At 62.4% G+C, this 16272-nt stretch carries 15 protein-coding genes; 6 read left to right on the top strand and 9 right to left on the bottom strand.

The window, feature by feature from the left end:
• The first annotated feature begins 17 nt into the window (after positions 1–17).
• Positions 18–920 carry an N-acetylmuramoyl-L-alanine amidase gene (locus tag L1071_RS05520; RefSeq protein WP_246969663.1) on the top strand — a complete coding sequence of 301 codons (903 nt, stop codon included), beginning with the start codon at positions 18–20 and terminating at the stop codon, positions 918–920.
• Here the strand turns inward: L1071_RS05520 and L1071_RS05515 are convergent.
• Both L1071_RS05515 and L1071_RS05510 read right to left on the bottom strand, forming a co-directional pair.
• Positions 907–1314, bottom strand: coding sequence for a VOC family protein (locus tag L1071_RS05515; protein WP_246969661.1), 408 nt, complete (start codon positions 1312–1314; stop codon positions 907–909). The genes L1071_RS05520 and L1071_RS05515 overlap by 14 nt on opposite strands.
• A 47-nt stretch (positions 1315–1361) precedes the next feature.
• Entirely contained in the window at positions 1362–2081 is a 720-nt protein-coding gene (locus tag L1071_RS05510; RefSeq protein WP_246969660.1) for an SDR family NAD(P)-dependent oxidoreductase, read from the bottom strand.
• A 195-nt stretch (positions 2082–2276) separates the two neighbouring features.
• Here L1071_RS05510 and L1071_RS05505 point away from each other — a divergent pair, with 195 nt between their 5' ends.
• The 3 genes from L1071_RS05505 (at position 2277) to L1071_RS05495 (ending at position 4420) form a co-directional block, all read left to right on the top strand.
• Positions 2277–2882: a TetR/AcrR family transcriptional regulator gene (locus L1071_RS05505; protein WP_246969658.1), complete on the top strand. Its 606-nt coding sequence runs from the start codon at positions 2277–2279 to the stop codon at positions 2880–2882.
• A gap of 318 nt (positions 2883–3200) precedes the next feature.
• The gene (locus tag L1071_RS05500; RefSeq protein WP_246969656.1) at positions 3201–3692 is read left to right on the top strand and encodes a nuclear transport factor 2 family protein; all 492 of its coding nucleotides are present in this window, start codon (positions 3201–3203) and stop codon (positions 3690–3692) included.
• Positions 3689–4420 (top strand): SDR family NAD(P)-dependent oxidoreductase, encoded by a 732-nt coding sequence (locus tag L1071_RS05495; protein ID WP_246969654.1) that lies wholly within the window; start codon positions 3689–3691, stop codon positions 4418–4420. The genes L1071_RS05500 and L1071_RS05495 overlap by 4 nt, the downstream gene beginning before the upstream one ends.
• A gap of 152 nt (positions 4421–4572) precedes the next feature.
• Here L1071_RS05495 and L1071_RS05490 read toward each other — a convergent pair whose 3' ends face one another.
• Positions 4573–5574: a saccharopine dehydrogenase family protein gene (locus tag L1071_RS05490; RefSeq protein WP_246969651.1), complete on the bottom strand. Its 1002-nt coding sequence runs from the start codon at positions 5572–5574 to the stop codon at positions 4573–4575.
• Positions 5571–5972 (bottom strand): VOC family protein, encoded by a 402-nt coding sequence (locus tag L1071_RS05485; RefSeq protein WP_246969648.1) that lies wholly within the window; start codon positions 5970–5972, stop codon positions 5571–5573. Before L1071_RS05485 ends, L1071_RS05490 begins: the two co-directional genes overlap by 4 nt.
• Before the next feature lie 185 nt (positions 5973–6157).
• Between L1071_RS05485 and L1071_RS05480 the strand changes: the two genes are divergently transcribed.
• Positions 6158–7081 carry an AraC family transcriptional regulator gene (locus L1071_RS05480; RefSeq protein WP_246969645.1) on the top strand — a complete coding sequence of 308 codons (924 nt, stop codon included), beginning with the start codon at positions 6158–6160 and terminating at the stop codon, positions 7079–7081.
• A gap of 14 nt (positions 7082–7095) precedes the next feature.
• Here the strand turns inward: L1071_RS05480 and L1071_RS05475 are convergent, their stop codons facing one another.
• A complete protein-coding gene (locus L1071_RS05475; RefSeq protein WP_246969642.1) occupies positions 7096–7653 on the bottom strand; it encodes a helix-turn-helix domain-containing protein in 558 nt (185 codons plus the stop codon).
• 134 nt (positions 7654–7787) lie between these two features.
• Here L1071_RS05475 and L1071_RS05470 point away from each other — a divergent pair, with 134 nt between their 5' ends.
• A complete protein-coding gene (locus tag L1071_RS05470) occupies positions 7788–8966 on the top strand; it encodes a benzoate/H(+) symporter BenE family transporter (RefSeq protein ID WP_246969640.1) in 1179 nt (392 codons plus the stop codon).
• A 29-nt stretch (positions 8967–8995) separates the two neighbouring features.
• On the opposite strand, the gene ppc is transcribed toward L1071_RS05470, so the two are convergent.
• From ppc to rlmD, 4 genes are all read right to left on the bottom strand, one after another.
• Positions 8996–11647, bottom strand: coding sequence for a phosphoenolpyruvate carboxylase (gene ppc, locus L1071_RS05465; RefSeq protein ID WP_246969638.1), 2652 nt, complete (start codon positions 11645–11647; stop codon positions 8996–8998).
• Between the two features lie 121 nt (positions 11648–11768).
• Positions 11769–12611 (bottom strand): nucleoside triphosphate pyrophosphohydrolase, encoded by an 843-nt coding sequence (mazG, locus tag L1071_RS05460; RefSeq protein WP_246969636.1) that lies wholly within the window; start codon positions 12609–12611, stop codon positions 11769–11771.
• Positions 12608–14860, bottom strand: coding sequence for a GTP diphosphokinase (gene relA, locus L1071_RS05455; protein WP_246969634.1), 2253 nt, complete (start codon positions 14858–14860; stop codon positions 12608–12610). Before relA ends, mazG begins: the two co-directional genes overlap by 4 nt.
• A complete protein-coding gene (gene rlmD, locus L1071_RS05450) occupies positions 14844–16271 on the bottom strand; it encodes a 23S rRNA (uracil(1939)-C(5))-methyltransferase RlmD (protein WP_246969632.1) in 1428 nt (475 codons plus the stop codon). Before rlmD ends, relA begins: the two co-directional genes overlap by 17 nt.
• Position 16272 lies beyond the last annotated feature (1 nt).

The raw sequence follows: 16272 nt of genomic DNA, 5'->3' as shown, positions 1-16272 counted from the left end.
ACGCCGGAGACGCCGCCATGCCGACGCCACGCTTCCATTCGCACCAAACGCGATGTCGGCTATCCGTGCCCTGGCTCTCGATGGCCAGCGTTGTTGCCGTCTGCCTGCTCGCTCTAACGGCATGCAGCGGCACACCGACAACCGAGTCGCGTGACGGCTACCGAGTCGACCATCGTTATCAGTCCACTGCGCAGAGCAGTCGCGTGCGCCACTTGGTGCTGCATTACACCGACAGCAATGCACGGCGCTCGCTGCGCACCCTGACTGGACCGCACGTGAGCTCGCACTATCTAGTGACGCGCGACTCAACGCCGACGGTCTATCAGCTGGTCGATGAATCGCGCCGCGCCTGGCATGCCGGGGCCAGCGCCTGGGGCTCACGTTCGAACCTCAATGACACCTCCATCGGTATCGAGATCGTCAATCGTGGCCCGCGCGACACGTCCAATGGACGTATCTGGACACCCTATCCCGCGCACCAGGTCGACACGCTCATCGCCGTGGCACGCGACATCATCGAACGCCATGACATCGACCCCGTGGATGTCGTCGGCCACGCCGACATCGCCCCGCAGCGCAAGATCGACCCCGGCCCGCGTTTTCCATGGTATCGGCTTTATCGCGCAGGCATCGGCGCCTGGCCTGACACCGACCGCGTCGCGGCTTATCAAGCATACTTCACGCAGCATCCGCCGAGCCTGGCGCAATTACAGCGTGCACTGGTGGCTTACGGCTACCCGGTTCGTATCACCGGCCGCTTCGATTCGCTCACACACGACACCTTGCGGGCCTTTCAGATGCACTTTCGGCCGATACGCTATGAGGGTTTTCCCGATACGCAGAGCGCGGCCATCCTCTGGGCACTGCTGGAGAAATACCGGCCCGAGGCCCTCCCCCTTTTTAATCTCAGTGACCGCTGATAGCAGAACTCTGGCATACCACTTCCACATTGATACCGTCCGGATCCAGCACATACGCCGCATAGTAGTGGTCGTGGTAGTGCGCGCGTACGCCAGGCGGCCCGTTATCGATACCACCGGCCTTCAGAGCGGCCTGATGGAAGGCATCGACGATGGTTCGGTCCTGCGCTGCAAAGGCGATGTGCGTGCCGACGCCCGGAGGCTCGTTGTCATGAATCCAGAGTCTGGGATAGTCGTCCTTGCCGAAACCGTGGCGTGCCCCCTTTGTGCGCGTGTGGTCGGGCCCGACGGTGATGACCCGAACAATATCCAGAGGCGCGAGAGCCGTTTCGTAAAAGCGCCGCGATACCTCGGCATCGCGTACGGCAAATTCGACGTGGTCGAGGATGGTCATGGTTGTACGCCTCAGCTCAAGGGGTTGGGATAAACGCGCGAGGCTGATTACACCTGAGACGCCCCACCATCGGCGAATAACTCGACACCATTGATATAGCTCGAGGCATCGCTCGCCAGGAACGCCACGGCCTTGCCGATCTCGTGCGCTTCGCCTATCCGTCCGAGCGTGCTCTTTTCACTGAACGCTTGGATGATCTGTTCCGCGTCATCGGCCAGCATGCTTCGCAGAGACTGGGTATCGACAGGGCCGGGGCTGAGCAAATTGATTCGAATGCCGGAACCTTTGATATCCAGGACCCAGCTTCTGACCATGGCACGGATGGCGGCTTTCGTCGCCCCATAGACACTCAGGCCGGGTCCGGGATTCATCGAGGCAGTGGAGCCGATGATGACAATACTGGACCCTTGCCCCATGAGGGGTAGCGCGCCCTGGACGGTAAAGGTCACCCCTTTCACGTTGGTATTGAAAACGCGATCGAAGACCGCCTCGGTAATCTTGCCAAGAGGCGTAATTTCGCCCATCCCGGCGTTCGCGACCAACACATCGATACGACCATGAAGCGACTCGATACGGCTAAAGAGTGCCGCCAGATCAGAGGCGTTGGACACATCGGCTGCAATGGCGGTCGCGTCATTGCCCAGACTGACCAAGGCCTCATCCAACTGCTCCTGTCGGCGCCCGGTAATGACCACTCGAGCGCTCTGCTCGGCGAACTCCTTCGCGATCGCGAGTCCCAAACCTGATGAGCCACCGGTGACCAACACAACCTTATCTTTGAATGACATGGAGATTACCTGTACGTGGAAGTAGATGGGTAGGACCTATGTAGTGAACACTACATGTCAGGAGGTGTCACGCATTTTATTTAGCGGTCGATATATAAAACATCTCCTTGCTCGAGCGTTCGATCTCTGATATATAGCGATCGCTACAACCTATATTTCATCCAGCGAGGCCCCATGACCAATAAGACTCGGCAACGCCGGCCTGCTTTTGATCGCGAAGCGGGGGTCGCTATCGCACAGGCGCTTTTTCACGAGCGAGGCTATGACGCGGTCAGTCTCAATGACCTGACCGAAGCCATGGACATCAAGCCCCCCAGCTTTTATGCCGCCTACGGCAGTAAGGCGGAGCTTTTCCAGCGGGCCATGGTGCGCTATGCGCAGGAGAATGCACTGCCACTGGATGAACTTCTGTCCCCCGAACAACGACCGCCTGCCGAAGCGCTTCCTACCCTGCTGCTCACCGCCGCCGAACAATACGGGCGCGACAGCGTGTTACGCGGCTGTCTGATTACGGAGGGGATGCGGGCGGATGACCCCGCCGCCCGTCAGATGGCCGAGAATCTTGCCGATGGCGGGCTCCAGGCGATTCGCGCCTACCTCGATCAGGTTCATCCGCAAGACGCAGAAGCACTGGCCGACTACGTGACAGTTACTCTGCGTGGCCTCTCGGCCTCGGCTTGCAACGGCATGTCTTACGAGCGCCTGACGGAAACCGCGCGGACCGCAGGCCGGTTTATCGCGCGCGAACTGGAAACCGACGAGCCCACAACGGCTTCTTGAGTCGTGAAACCGTCGCAGGACTGGTACGTCTATCTCCGCGGGTCTGCTTTTATAAATCCGTGATCGTTGTTCTCTCGATCGTTTCTGAAAACCGTGCTATCGACTCCCGTTACCTTCACTACAGCGCGAGCCCCACGGGATCGCGCTGCTCAGGGGTCGTACCCTCAGGTCCGCCGAAAATATATAGCGCTCGCTAAAAGAGCTTGCCAACCTGGCTGTCATGGCGCATATATAGTGCTCGCTATATAAAATGTGCGAGACATCCTCTCGCCATCGAAGACACCAGACACCAGACACCAGACACCTCAGGAAAAGACCATGACTGACTCCAATCGTACTGACACCATCATGCGCCTTGATGCCGAGCGCGCTATTCACCGCCTCCTTGCCAGTTACGTTCACCTTATCGACGAAGGCAGGTTTGCCGAGGTCGCGGAACTTCTTCAATACGCAGAGTTCGATGTTGCCGGGAACGTAGTCGCGGACCGGGCGCAAATCGAGGCATTCCTCGAAGCAGGCCTCCAGCGTCACGCGGATGGCACCCCGCGTACATGGCACACGGTGGCAAACATCCTCATCGACGTCGATTCTTCTGGCGAAAGAGCGAGCTCATCAAGCTACTACACGGTCCATCAACAGCTGGAGAGTTTTCCCCTGCAGCCGATCGCCACGGGCAAGTACCTTGACCGTTTCGAGCGTCACAATGGCCAGTGGCGCTTCACCCATCGCTCAGTGACCGCGCAACTGTTGGGAAATCTGCAGTACCACGCCAAAGGGCCGAACGAACACGTCATGGGGCCAAGCGCATGACAGTCCAGCGCCAGGCACTGGTGACGGGCGCGAACAAGGGAATTGGCCTGGCCATAGCCAAGGGCCTTGCTCAAGCTGGCATGTCGGTGTGGCTGGGAGCTAGAGATCGGCAACGTGGCGAGCGAGCCGTTCAAGAGCTCCAGGACACCGGTCTCGATGTCAAACTTATCGAGATCGATGTAGCTGATGACGCCAGCGTGGGACGCGCGGCGTCGGTGCTTGCCGAGCATATCGACGCTCTTCATGTCCTGGTAAACAATGCCGGCATCCTCATCGACGCATCTACTCCGCCAAGTAAACTGCGGATGGACGACATAAAAGCGACCTTCGAGGTCAACCTCTTCGGGCCCATACGAGTGACACAGAGCTTTATCCCGCTCCTGAAAGCCGCCGAGGGTGCGAGCGTGGTGATGATGGGCAGTGGGCTCGGATCGCTGACACTGATTACCGATCCGACTTCGATCTATTCGACCGTCAACCTGCTCGACTACACCGCATCAAAGGTGGCACTGAACGCCGCCACCGTCTGCTTTGCCAAGGAGCTTGCGTCTTTCGACATAAAGGTCAACGTGGTCGAGCCCGGCCATGTGCAGACAGACCTCAACGACAACACGGGTGTCACGACACCCGAGGAAGGCGCGGCAAGCGCCATCCGGCTGGCGACCATTGGAAAGGACGGCCCCACCGGAGGCTTCTACGGAATCGACGGGGCCATACAGCCTTGGTGATAGCAAAGCGCCTGACGGAAGCCGCACGAACCGCGGGCCGATTCATCGCGCGTGAACTGGAAGCCAGCGCCCCCAACGGCTTCTTGAGTCGTGAAGTCGTTGTAGGGTTAGTCCGCTTCTATCTCTGTAGGTCCGTTTCTAGAGATCGGTCTCTATAAATCCGTGATCGTCGTCCCTTCGATGGTCTCGGCAAACCCTCCACCGAACAGCCGCGCCGGCGTTTCGAAACCGGGGCGACGTTCCCCTTTGAGTACCCGGCGCGCGGCCTCTACGGCCGCCAGCGGTGTGTAGGAATAACCGTTGATGGTTTCGATCATCGATCGAGCCACCGTGCCATCGGCGCCCGTTATCTCGACCACCGCACGGGCGCGGTGGGCCTCGCGTTGTGCCTCGGTCGGGCCATCAGGCAGTTGTGACAGATCACCCTCGGGAAACGCCTCGCCGCTGACATGTACGAACATAGCAATATTGGGGATACCGGCAGAGTGCCAAGAGGTGACCAGATCTCCAAACGACAACGGCGCGCACGGCACAAGACCCTCACCGAAATCGAAGTCTCGAGGCTGCGCGTTGGGGGCCGGAATCAGATGGCCGTCGACTCTCGCCATCAGGCCTGCGCCAATGATCTCGCTGACACTCATCGCGGAGCCCCGCGACATGGAGCCTGGCACATGAAGCGCCACGCTCAGCGACTGCGGCTCGTTCATACGCTGCGCGACATGCACTGCCAGGCAATCCGTCGGTACCACGTCCCAGCCGACGCCGGGCAGCAGCATGACGCCGGCTTCAGCCGCTTCGGCACCCAAGCATTCCGCCAGCCGGTAGACGTTGATCTCGGCAGTGATATCCAGGTAATCGACACCGGCCTCGAGACACGCCCGCATCAATGGCTTCGCCGTTTGTGCGAAAGGGCCCGCGAAGTTCAGCAGCACATCGATACCGGCCAGGGCGTGCGCGGCTCCACCATCGGCAGCGACATTGACAGTCCCATCGACAGAAAATATCCGGAACGGGACCGCCAACGCGTCAGCGAGAGAAGCCAGCGTCTGCCGGTTACGCCCGGCGATTTCGAAATCGAGCCCCAACATTTTGGCACGCTCTGCCCCCATGCGGCCGGTATAGCCGGTCGCGCCGTAGATCAGTAGTTTCTTCATTGGGCGTGCTGCCAATTCTTGTAGACGAATTCGAGACTGTACCCATCAGGGTCCAGAACGTTGGCGGCGTAGTAGTTGGGGTCGTAATGCAGCCGTGCCCCGGGTGTGCCATTGGCGGTCGCCCCGTTATCGATGGCCGCGACGTAGGCCGCCTCGACTTCTGCCGTACTGCTCGCAACGAAACCGACGTGAACGGCTTTTCCTTCGACCACACCCTCACGTAGCCAGAAGAACATTCGGCCATTGGCACCGAACCCCTTGAGATCCGGATGGCCTGATGGGCCGTCTTTCCCGTCGTAATCGAGCCGGGCCGTGATCCCCAGCGGTCTGAGCACGGCTTCGTAAAAACGAATCGAGCGTTCGATGTCGCTGACGGATAAAAAGAGATGATCAAGCATTCAGTAGCCTCGCTATTCAGACGATATCGCCGGTAGCTACCATAAACACTACGCTTATCACGGACTCAGCCGTTCCTGCTCGAAACCTGCCCATTTCTGCTTTTTGCTTGCGCGGTCGCGCACCCAGGATCAGCATGCCTCATCATCGACAACCAACTACTCGCCATGAACGACCAACTGCTCCCATGAACGACCAACTGCTCGAGCTTCGCGCCCTGGCTACCAAGGCCGAGAACCGCCGTACAGAAACGGGTATCCCGCGCGTGGCCATGATTCAGGGAGAAATTCCGGCACATATGCTGGCCGCCGTCTACGCCCCGATGATCAACCTGATCCTGCAGGGCAGTAAGACGATGACCGTCGGTGATCGTACGTTGCGCTATGACCCGGCGACGTATTTCGTCATGTCCATCGAGTTGCCGGCAGTGGGCACGGTTCATCCGGCGGCTTCTGGGGAGTCCTACCTCGCCCTGAGCCTGACGCTGGATCCCACGGTGCTCTCGACACTGCTGACCGATCTACCTTCGCCCACCCGGCAAAGCGAGAACGAGAGTGAAGACGATGACAATGCGGGATTTTCGGTAGCGGCCACCACACCGGCATTGATGGATGCGTGGCTACGCATGCTGCGATTGATGAAAAGCCCGGAGGAGATTTCAGCGCTCGCGCCCGTATACGAGCGTGAGATTCTCTACCGCGTTCTGCAGGGGCCCCATGGCTGGATGCTGCGTGACATTGCGGCGCCGGATACGGCCTTGGCACGCGTCGGCCAGGCCATCCAGTGGATCCGTCGGGACTTCGCCGAGCCGATCAGAGTGGAAACGCTGGCCCAGAAAGCAGCGATGAGCGTGTCTGCGTTCCATCGCCACTTCAAGGCGGTCACCACGCTGAGCCCGCTGCAGTACCAAAAGCGGGTTCGATTGCTTCAGGCGAGAATGCTCATGGTGGCCGGTGCCAAAAGCGTCACCAACGCCGCCTTCGAGGTCGGCTATGAAAGCGCCACGCAGTTCAGCCGCGATTACGCGCGGATATTCGGGCTTCCACCTTCACGAGATACCGCGAGAATTCTGGGGAAGACGAAAGGCAGCGGTGTAGCGCTAGACAAGTAAGAAGCTCTGCCAGCCTAGACCTGCGGGTAATGAATCACGCAGTGAAAGCGCGCGGTGCGTTGGTCGGGGTTGCGATAGCCATGCTCACGGTCGGCGGTAAAGCGTCGTGCCTCACCGGTGCCAAGCGCGTTCCATTGCCCTTCGAGGCCCAGTTCAAGTGCCCCTTCAAGCACCACGACATGTTCGACCACGCCAGGTTCGTGGGGGGATGACTCGCTGCAGGCCCCCGGCGCCAGCTCGATCAGGAACATCTCGAAGCGCAGGTCCGGGTCGAAGGCGAAGAGCGGCGTCACCGTCATGCCGGCGGCGGCGTCTTCCAATACCGTGGCGGCAGCATCGTCAGGCGGGCCGCCCTCGACCGAGGCCTGCTCGAAGAACAACGAGAACGACACGCGAAATCCACCCGAGATTTTCCATAACGTCGCCACGGTGGGGCTCGACTCGCCACGCTCGATCTGCCCCAGCATCGCCTTGCTGACGCCCGTGGCGCGGGATGCTCGATCCAGGCTCCAGCCTTGCGCGGCACGCAGCGTCTTGAGTGTCGCGGCGATGTGCGGTGTGGGTTCCTGCATGTCCGTGACCTCCGGTAAACCGTCCTTGGAATGACTGCACCGTGGGTTAATTGTACGTCATCGTCGGCGCTGCTATCGTGCGTTATAACGCACAACATGCCAAAATCAGCCGACCGCCTGGGCAAGGAGCCACCATGCGTCAGCCTTTTTTTCTACGCGATCTTTCCGTCTCGGCGAGCGTGGCGGGGTTCGTGGCCGTGCTGGTAAGCTACGCCAGTTCGGCGGTGATCGTCTTTCAGGCGGCCGAGGCTGCCGGCGCCAGCCCTGCGCAGATCGGCGGCTGGCTGAGTACGCTGGGGTTGGGCATGGGCGTCACCTCGCTGGGGTTGTCGCTTTACTATCGCGTGCCGATACTCACTGCGTGGTCGACCCCCGGCGCGGCGCTACTGGCGACCAGCCTCGGCGACTATACGCTCGCCGAGGCCATCGGCGTGTTCCTGTTCTCGGGCGCGCTGATGGTGCTATGCGGGGTCACGGGGATCTTCGCGCGGCTCATGGAACGTATTCCCCACGCCCTCGCCGCCGCCATGCTCGGTGGGGTATTGCTGCGCTTCGGGCTCGAGGCCTTTGCCTCTCTCGAGGATAACGTCAGCCTGGTGGGCGCCATGTGCATCGCGTATCTGCTGGGGCGGCGCTATTCCCCGCGCTACGCGGTGCTCGGTGTGCTTCTGGCGGGGTTGGCCGTCGCTGGACTGCAAGGCGGCATCGATACGACCCGCGTCACGCTGGCCATCGACATGCCCGAACCGATTGCGCCGCGCTTCACGCTGTCGTCGCTGATCGGCGTGGGTATTCCGCTATTCGTGGTCAGCATGGCGTCCCAGAACGCACCGGGCGTGGCGACGTTACGCGCGTCGGGCTATACGCCACCGTTGTCGCCTCTGATCGCCTGTACGGGGTTGGCAACACTGATATTGGCACCGCTGGGCGGTTTCTCGATCTGCCTGGCGGCGATCACCGCTGCCATCTGCATGGGGCCCGAGGCGCATCCCGACCCTGAGCGGCGCTACATGGCCGCCGCCTGCGCGGGGGCCTTCTACTTGCTGGCGGGGGTCTTCGGCGGTTCCATCGGCACGCTATTCGCCGCCCTGCCCGGCCCTTTGGTGCTGGCCATCGCGGGGCTGGCGCTGTTGACCACCATCGGCGGTAGCCTGCACAACGCCCTGCACGACGCAACCCAGCGCGATGCGGCGCTGGTCACCTTTCTCATCACCGCCTCGGGGGTGACGCTACTGGGTGTCGGCGCCGCCTTCTGGGGCCTCGTCGGCGGCATGCTCACCCGGGCGCTACTGACGCCCGCGCGCCCGTCATGACCAGCGCCCGACGCAATAAAAAGTAGCATTCACCCGGTATTACGCAGGCCCGCCGCGATCCCCGCCATGGTCACCATCAACGCCCGCGATAGCTCGGGGCTGATCGCACCGTCGGCGTCGCGGTTACGCTGTAGAAGCTCCGCCTGCAGGCCATGCAGGGGGTCGATATAGGGGTTGCGCACCTCGATGGCCTGGCGAATCAGTGGCGTGTGCTCGAGTAGTTCATCCTGATCGAGGATATCCAGCAGCGCCGTGTGCAGATGCGCCAGACGCTCGCGCAGCGACTTGCCCAGGGCTTGCAGCGCCGGCTCGTCGACCAGACGACGCTCGTAATACGCTGCGATGTCCGGGTCGGCCTTGGCCAGCAGCATTTCGAGCATGTCCAGATAGGTACCGAAGAACGGCCAGCGCTCACGCATGTCACGCAGGCGCTCGCGGCCGTCGGGTTCGGCGAGACGCGTGGCGAAGGCTTCGCCACTGCCCAGCCAGGCCGGCAGCATGAGGCGCGTTTGGGTCCAGGCGAAGATCCAGGGAATCGCCCGCAGCGATTCCACCCCGCCCTCCTGGCGTCGCTTCGCCGGTCGCGAACCCAGTGGCAGCCGCCCCAGCGCGCTTTCCGGCGTCACCGAGCGGAAATACGGCACGAAGTCGGGGTCCTCGCGGACCACGCCGACGTAGGCGCGATGCGCGATATCGGCCAGCCGGTCCATTTCCTCGCGCCACACCGGTTCCGGGTCGGGTGGCGGTAGCAACGTGGCTTCGAGCACCGCACAGGCGTAGATCTCCATGGAGCGCAGGGCGATATCCGGCTGACCGAACTTGAAGCGGATCATTTCGCCCTGCTCGGTGACGCGCAAGCTGCCGTTCACCGAGCCCGGCGGCTGCGAGAGAATCGCCGCATGCGCCGGGCCGCCGCCGCGCCCCACGGTACCGCCACGCCCATGAAACAGCGTCAACGCGACGCCGTGCTCGCGGCAGATGCCGACCAGTTGTTCCTGGGCGCGGTACTGGGCCCAGGCAGCGGCCAGTTGACCGGCGTCCTTGGCCGAATCCGAATAACCGATCATGACTTCCTGACCATCACCGGCCATGCGCCGGTACCCCGGCAATGACAACAACCGCTGGATGACATCGCCGGCGCGATTGAGATCATCGAGCGTCTCGAACAGCGGTGCGATAGGCAGGTGCATGTCGCCGCCGACTTCCTTCATTAGAAGCGCCACCGCCAGCACGTCGGACGGCTGCCCCGCCATGGAGATGACATAGGTGCCCAGCGCTTCGCGGTGCTCGCGGGCGATGACGCGGAAGGTATCGATGACTTCGCGGGTTTCCGCCGAGCAATCCCAGCGCCGGGGAATCAGCGGGCGTGGCGATGCCAGCTCCTCGAGGAGGAAGGCCTGACGCTGGTCTTCGTCCCACTCGAGGTAGTGACCCAAGCCCAGACAATCGCTGAGCTCGTCGAACACCTGGGCATGACGCCCGGCTTCCTGGCGGATATCCAGCTTGGTGAGCGAGACGCCGAACACCGCCACACGCCGCAGAGTATCCAGCAGGCTCCCAATGGCGATGGTATCCAGGCCCATATCGCATAACGAGCGATAGCAGCTCAGCAACGGCGCATAAAGCTGATCGCGGGTTTCGATGATCGGGATGTCGCTGTCGAAGGGGTGCCCATCGAGACGCGCCTTGGCCCAGTCGCGCGTCGCCTCGACCCGTGCCAGCAAGCGCTTGAGCAAGGCCCGATACGGCTCGGGGTCACTGCCGACCTCGGCGCGCAGCGCGCCGTTGGCCTTCCACATCGAGAGTTCGGACTTGAGGCGCAAAAGGTCACGCGCGTAGAGATCGGCGGCCATCCAACGGCCCAGCAGCAGGACTTCCTCGGTGACCCGCGCGGTAACGTTGGGGTTGCCGTCACGGTCACCGCCCATCCACGAGGCGAAACGCAGCGGTGCGGCGTCCAGCGGCAAGCGTTCACCGGCGGAGGCCAGCAGCAGATCATCCAGCTCGCGATGAAAATCGGGCACCGCCTGCCACAGCGAGTTTTCGATCACCGCGAAGCCCCATTTGGCTTCATCCACCGGGGTCGGACGTTCGTGGCGAATCTCGTCGGTGTGCCAAGCCTGTCCGATCAATTCCTCGAGCCGCCCGCGGGCACGATCGGCGATTTCCTCGCGCTCGGTAGCGCCTTCCATGGTGCTCAGGCACTCGTCTATGGAATCGTACTTGCGGATCAGGGTGCGTCGGATGACCTCGGTGGGATGCGCGGTGAGCACCAGTTCCACGCGCATGGCGGCCAGCGTCTCGATCAGCTTGCGCGGCGCATGGCCGGCGCTACGAATGCGCCCGAAAAGCTCGCCGAGATCCGGCTGGGTGCCGGGCTTGTAGTCTTCGACGCGACGAAAACGCGCGCGATAGTGCTGCTCGGCGATATTGGAGAAGTTGAGAAACTGGTTGAAGGCACGCGTCACCGGCAGCAAGTCCTGCTCGGGCAGCGCGCGCAGATATTCGATCAATTCACGGCGGCCTTCGCTGTCTTCCTGGCGTCCTTGCTTGGCCAGGCTGCGAATGGTCTCGATCTTGTCGACGAAGCCATCGCCCAGGTCATCGGCAATGGTGCGCCCCAGGCTATCGCCGAGGATGCGGACGTTATCGCGCAGCGATTCATGCAAGTCGTGACTCATGATGCCCTCCGTGGTGGATGTGCCGGTCAGCGCCGTGGCCGACATGGCAAGTTGTTGTCTTGACTATTGTTGTCTTGACTACATTACCCGGGCACGCCGACACCCACAACGAATGTTCCCCTCAGGACGCCGAGGTTTCACGCTGCTTGGCGGCTTGCCAGTGACGCTCCATCTCGTCGAGGGACGAGGCCTCGAGGGAGTCGCCCCGCTCCGCCAGCGCACGCTCCACATGACAAAAGCGGCGCTCGAACTTGTCATTGGCTTCGCGCAGCGCGCGCTCGGGGTCGATATCGAAGCGCCTAGCCAGGTTGGTCACGGCGAACAGCAGGTCGCCGATCTCCTCGCGCACGTGGTCGGCGTCTTGCTGCTCTGCGACCTCCTCGACTTCCGCCAGCTCTTCGCGGATCTTGTCGTAGACGCCGCGCTCATCGGGCCAGTCGAAGCCAACCCGCGCGGTGCGCTTGGAGAGCTTGGCACCACGCGAGAGGGCCGGCAGCGTGCGTGGCACGTCATCCAGCACCGACACCGCCTCGCGGGTCTCGCGCTCCTGCGCCTTGAGGGCTTCCCAGCGCGTCTTGACGCCCGCCGTTTCGACCTTGTCGGCGGAAACGCCGGCCGGGCGCCGCGAATCAAGCGTGCCCTCGGGGAAGACATGCGGATGGCGCGCCACCATCTTGGCAGTCAACACATCGACGACGTCGTGAAAATCGAAGCGCCCTTCCTCCCGCGCGAACTGGCTGTAGTAGACGACTTGGAACAACAAATCGCCCAACTCGCCGGGCAGCTCGTCGAAGGCGCGGCGCTCGATGGCATCGGCCACTTCGTAGGCCTCTTCCAAGGTGTGCGGGACGATGCTGTCCCAATCCTGCTTGACGTCCCAGGGGCAACCTTGATCGGCGTCCCGCAACACCGCCATCAACGTCAAAAGATCGTCGAGACCATAACGTGCGGATGCCTCGCTCATGCTGTCTTGCCTCCTCCACTGCGCAGCCGCTTGACGTCGATGACGTTGGGCAGCTGCTGAATGCGCGAAAAGATGCGCTCTAAAGCCTCGAGGCCATCGACTTCCAAGGTGATCTTCATGCGCGCCAGGTTGTCATGCTTGTCGGTGAGCGTATTGACCGACAGCACGTTGATGCGATCACTGGTGAGAATGTGCGTGACATCGCGCAGTAATCCCGAGCGGTCCCAGGCTTCAATCTCGATATCCACCGGGTATTGAGCGCTGGCGTTACCCCACTCGACATCGACGATGCGGCGCGGCTCCTCGGCACGCAGCTGCAGGATATTGGGGCAATCCTGACGGTGGATGGTCACGCCGCGCCCCTGGGTGATATAGCCGACGATCTGATCGCCGGGCACCGGATGGCAGCAATTGGCCATCGAGGTCTTGAGGTTGCCGACACCCAGCACGGTGATGTCGTCCACCGCCTCCCGAGATGAGCGCCGCGGCTTGGCCAGCAGGCGGTCGAGCTGTTCCTGATCGTCGGTGTCGCCGAAGAGTTGCTGCGCCTGGTGCAGCACCTGCCCGATGCGTAGATCGCCGCCGCCGATAGCGGCATACATGTCTTCGACCGTCTGGTAATTGACGGCTTGCGCCAGGGCGTCGAAATCCACGCCCTCGATGTCCAGGCGCCGAAACGCCTTCTCGAACAACGCGCGCCCTTCTTCGATATTCTGGCTGCGCGCCTGGTACTTGAACCATGCCTGGATCTTGGCCCGCGCCCGCGAGGTCCTGACGAAGCCCAGGTTAGGGTTGAGCCAGTCACGGCTCGGCCCACCCTTGGTCGCGGTGAGGATCTCGACCTGCTGCCCGGTTTCGAGCTGATAGGTCAACGGCACGATGCGGCCGTCGACCTTGGCGCCCCGGCACAGATGCCCGACCTCGGTATGCACGCGATAGGCGAAGTCGATGGGCGTGGCGATCTTGGGCATGTCGATGACATGGCCGTCCGGGGTGAAGACGTAGATTCGATCCGGCGCCACGTCGCTGGTGAGCCCCTCGCTCAAGTCGCCCAGTTCGCCGACTTCTTCCTGCCATTCGAGCACCTGGCGCAACCAGGCGATCTTCTCCTCGTAGCTGCGGCTTTTCGAATCGACATCGTGGCCCTTGTAACGCCAGTGGGCACAGACGCCGAGCTCGGCCTCCTCGTGCATGGCGAAGGTGCGGATCTGAATCTCCAGCACCTTGTTCTCGGGGCCGATCACCGCCGTGTGCAGCGATTGATAGCCATTGCGCTTGGGATTGGCGATGTAATCGTCGAATTCATGCGGCACGTGATGCCAGCTCGAATGCACGATCCCCAGTGCGGTATAGCAGTCGGCGACTTCCGGCACCAGAATGCGCACCGCGCGCACGTCGTAGACCTGCGAGAAATCGATGTGCTTGCGCTGCATCTTGCGCCAGATCGAATAGATATGCTTGGCGCGGCCGTCGACATCGTATTGCTTGATGCCTTGCTGATCGAGCAATCCCTTGATGGTTTCCACCACGTCATGGATGTAGCGGTCGCGGTCGAGGCGCTTCTCGGCCAATTGTTTGGCGATGGCCTTGTAGTCGCTCTCTTGCAGATAACGGAACGACAGGTCCTCGAGTTCCCACTTGAGCTGCCCGATGCCCAGGCGGTGGGCCAGCGGCGCGTAGATATCGAAGACCTCGCGCGCTACCCGCAGACGCTTATCACGCGGCGCATCGCGCACCATACGCAGCGCACAGGTACGCTCGGCGATCTTGATCAGGGCGACGCGCACGTCATCGACCATCGCCACCAGCATCTTGCGCAGGTTTTCCTGCTGATTGTGCTGCGACAACCCCTGGCGCGGCGCCTGCAGTTGGCTGATCGCCGCCATGTGCAGCACGCCGTCGATCAACGACGCGACTTCCGAGCCGAAGCGCTTCTCGATGGCCTCCAGCGTGATCAGCCCCTCGCGTACCACGCGGTAGAGTACCGCCGCCTCGAGGATCGACTGATCGAGCTTGAGTTCACCGAGAATATCGGCCATTTCCAGGCCGGTGCGAAAGCCCGACCCCGGCTCAGCCCAGTTGTGGTGCGGTTTCTCGGCGTTATAGGCCAGATGTCGAGCAAGTTCGCAGGCCTCGCGCATCTCCTCGACATCGCGCAATACGACATCGTCCTGGAGGCGCTTCAACCACAATGCGATATCGACCTCGCCGGTCGGCGTCAGCGGCTGGTCTTCACGGACCTTGACCATGATCTTCCCTTTCTGCGGACATGGACCGACCACGCGATACCTCGCGGGTCAGCAACAGCATGGACTCCAAGTGCGCGGTGTGCGGAAACATATCCACCACCGCAGCACGTTCGATGCAGTAGCCACCTTGCACAAGATGTGCCGTATCCCGCGCCAGCGCGGCGGGATCGCATGAGACATACAGCACCTTTTCCACCGGATGCTCGGCAAGCCCCCGGCACAGCGCTTCGGCACCGCCACGCGGCGGGTCAAGCACCACCCAATCGATAGCTTCGACATCGGGCATGCGCGCGGCCAGGTCGGCCTGATGTGCCTCGACATGGTGCAAGCCGGCGCGGCGCGCGTTGTCGGCAAGGCGCTCGACCATCGCCGGGCTGCCTTCGATGCCGCTGATCGCGGCCACATGCGGCGATAGCGCCAGGGTGAAATTGCCCACGCCGGCAAACAGGTCAAGCACGCTTTCGTGCCCCTGTGGTGCAAGCCAACGTAGCGCCGTGCGCACCAGTTGGGCATTGACCTCGGCATTGATCTGCAGGAAATCGCCCGGCGCGCATCCCAGTTGCAAGGTGGTGTCATCCAGCGCCAGCGTGACGTGCAGCGTCTCGCCGAACGGCGCGCGCAACCAGCGCAGGGTGGGCGATTCACGCCCCACCTGCCAGACCAGGGTGATGTCGTGTTCGGCGGCGAAACGTTGCCAGCGCGTTTCGTCACCGGGCACATCGCGCAATTGACGTATCACCACGCAGGCGCCTTCAGCGGTGGCGAGCAGTTCGATGTGGCCGACGCGTCGCGGCGCCTCTAGCGTGGCCAGGCATTCGCGCAGCGGGGCGATCAAGTCCGCCAGCATGGGCTCGAGCACCACGCACGTATCGATATCGATCAAATGCTCGCTGCCCCGGGCACGAAAGCCGAGGTGCGGCGAGCCCTGGGCATCGCATTTGACGCCCAGACGCGCGCGACGCCGATAGCCCAAGCCCTCGCCGGCCAAGCGCTGCACCTCGGGGAGGCCGAGCCCCTGACGTGCGAACAGTTCCTCGAACGTACGCTGCTTGTGAGTGCGCTGATCCTCGAGCGCCAGATGCTGCAAGTCACAACCGCCGCAACGCCCATAGTACGCACAAGGCGGTGTCACCCGCTGTGGAGAGGGTTCGAGACACTCGACGACATGCGCCTCGTCGAAGCGCTTGCGCTGACGATGCACGGCGATGCGCACGCGCTCGCCGGGGAGCGCTTGATCGACAAACACCGTCTTGCCCTGCGGGTCGCGAGCCACGCCCCGCCCATCATGCGCCAGGCGCTCGATGGTCAACGTATCTGCCGCCTCGTCACCGCGCGGCGCATTCGTCCCGCTTTCCCGACGCACACGATTCGTGGCGGCACGCGGTGGGCGCCGCTTGCCCAGCATCGCCATC

Source organism: Chromohalobacter sarecensis (assembly GCF_023061135.1).
Taxonomy (GTDB): domain Bacteria; phylum Pseudomonadota; class Gammaproteobacteria; order Pseudomonadales; family Halomonadaceae; genus Chromohalobacter; species Chromohalobacter sarecensis.
This window is presented reverse-complemented; position numbering and strand designations above follow the sequence as displayed.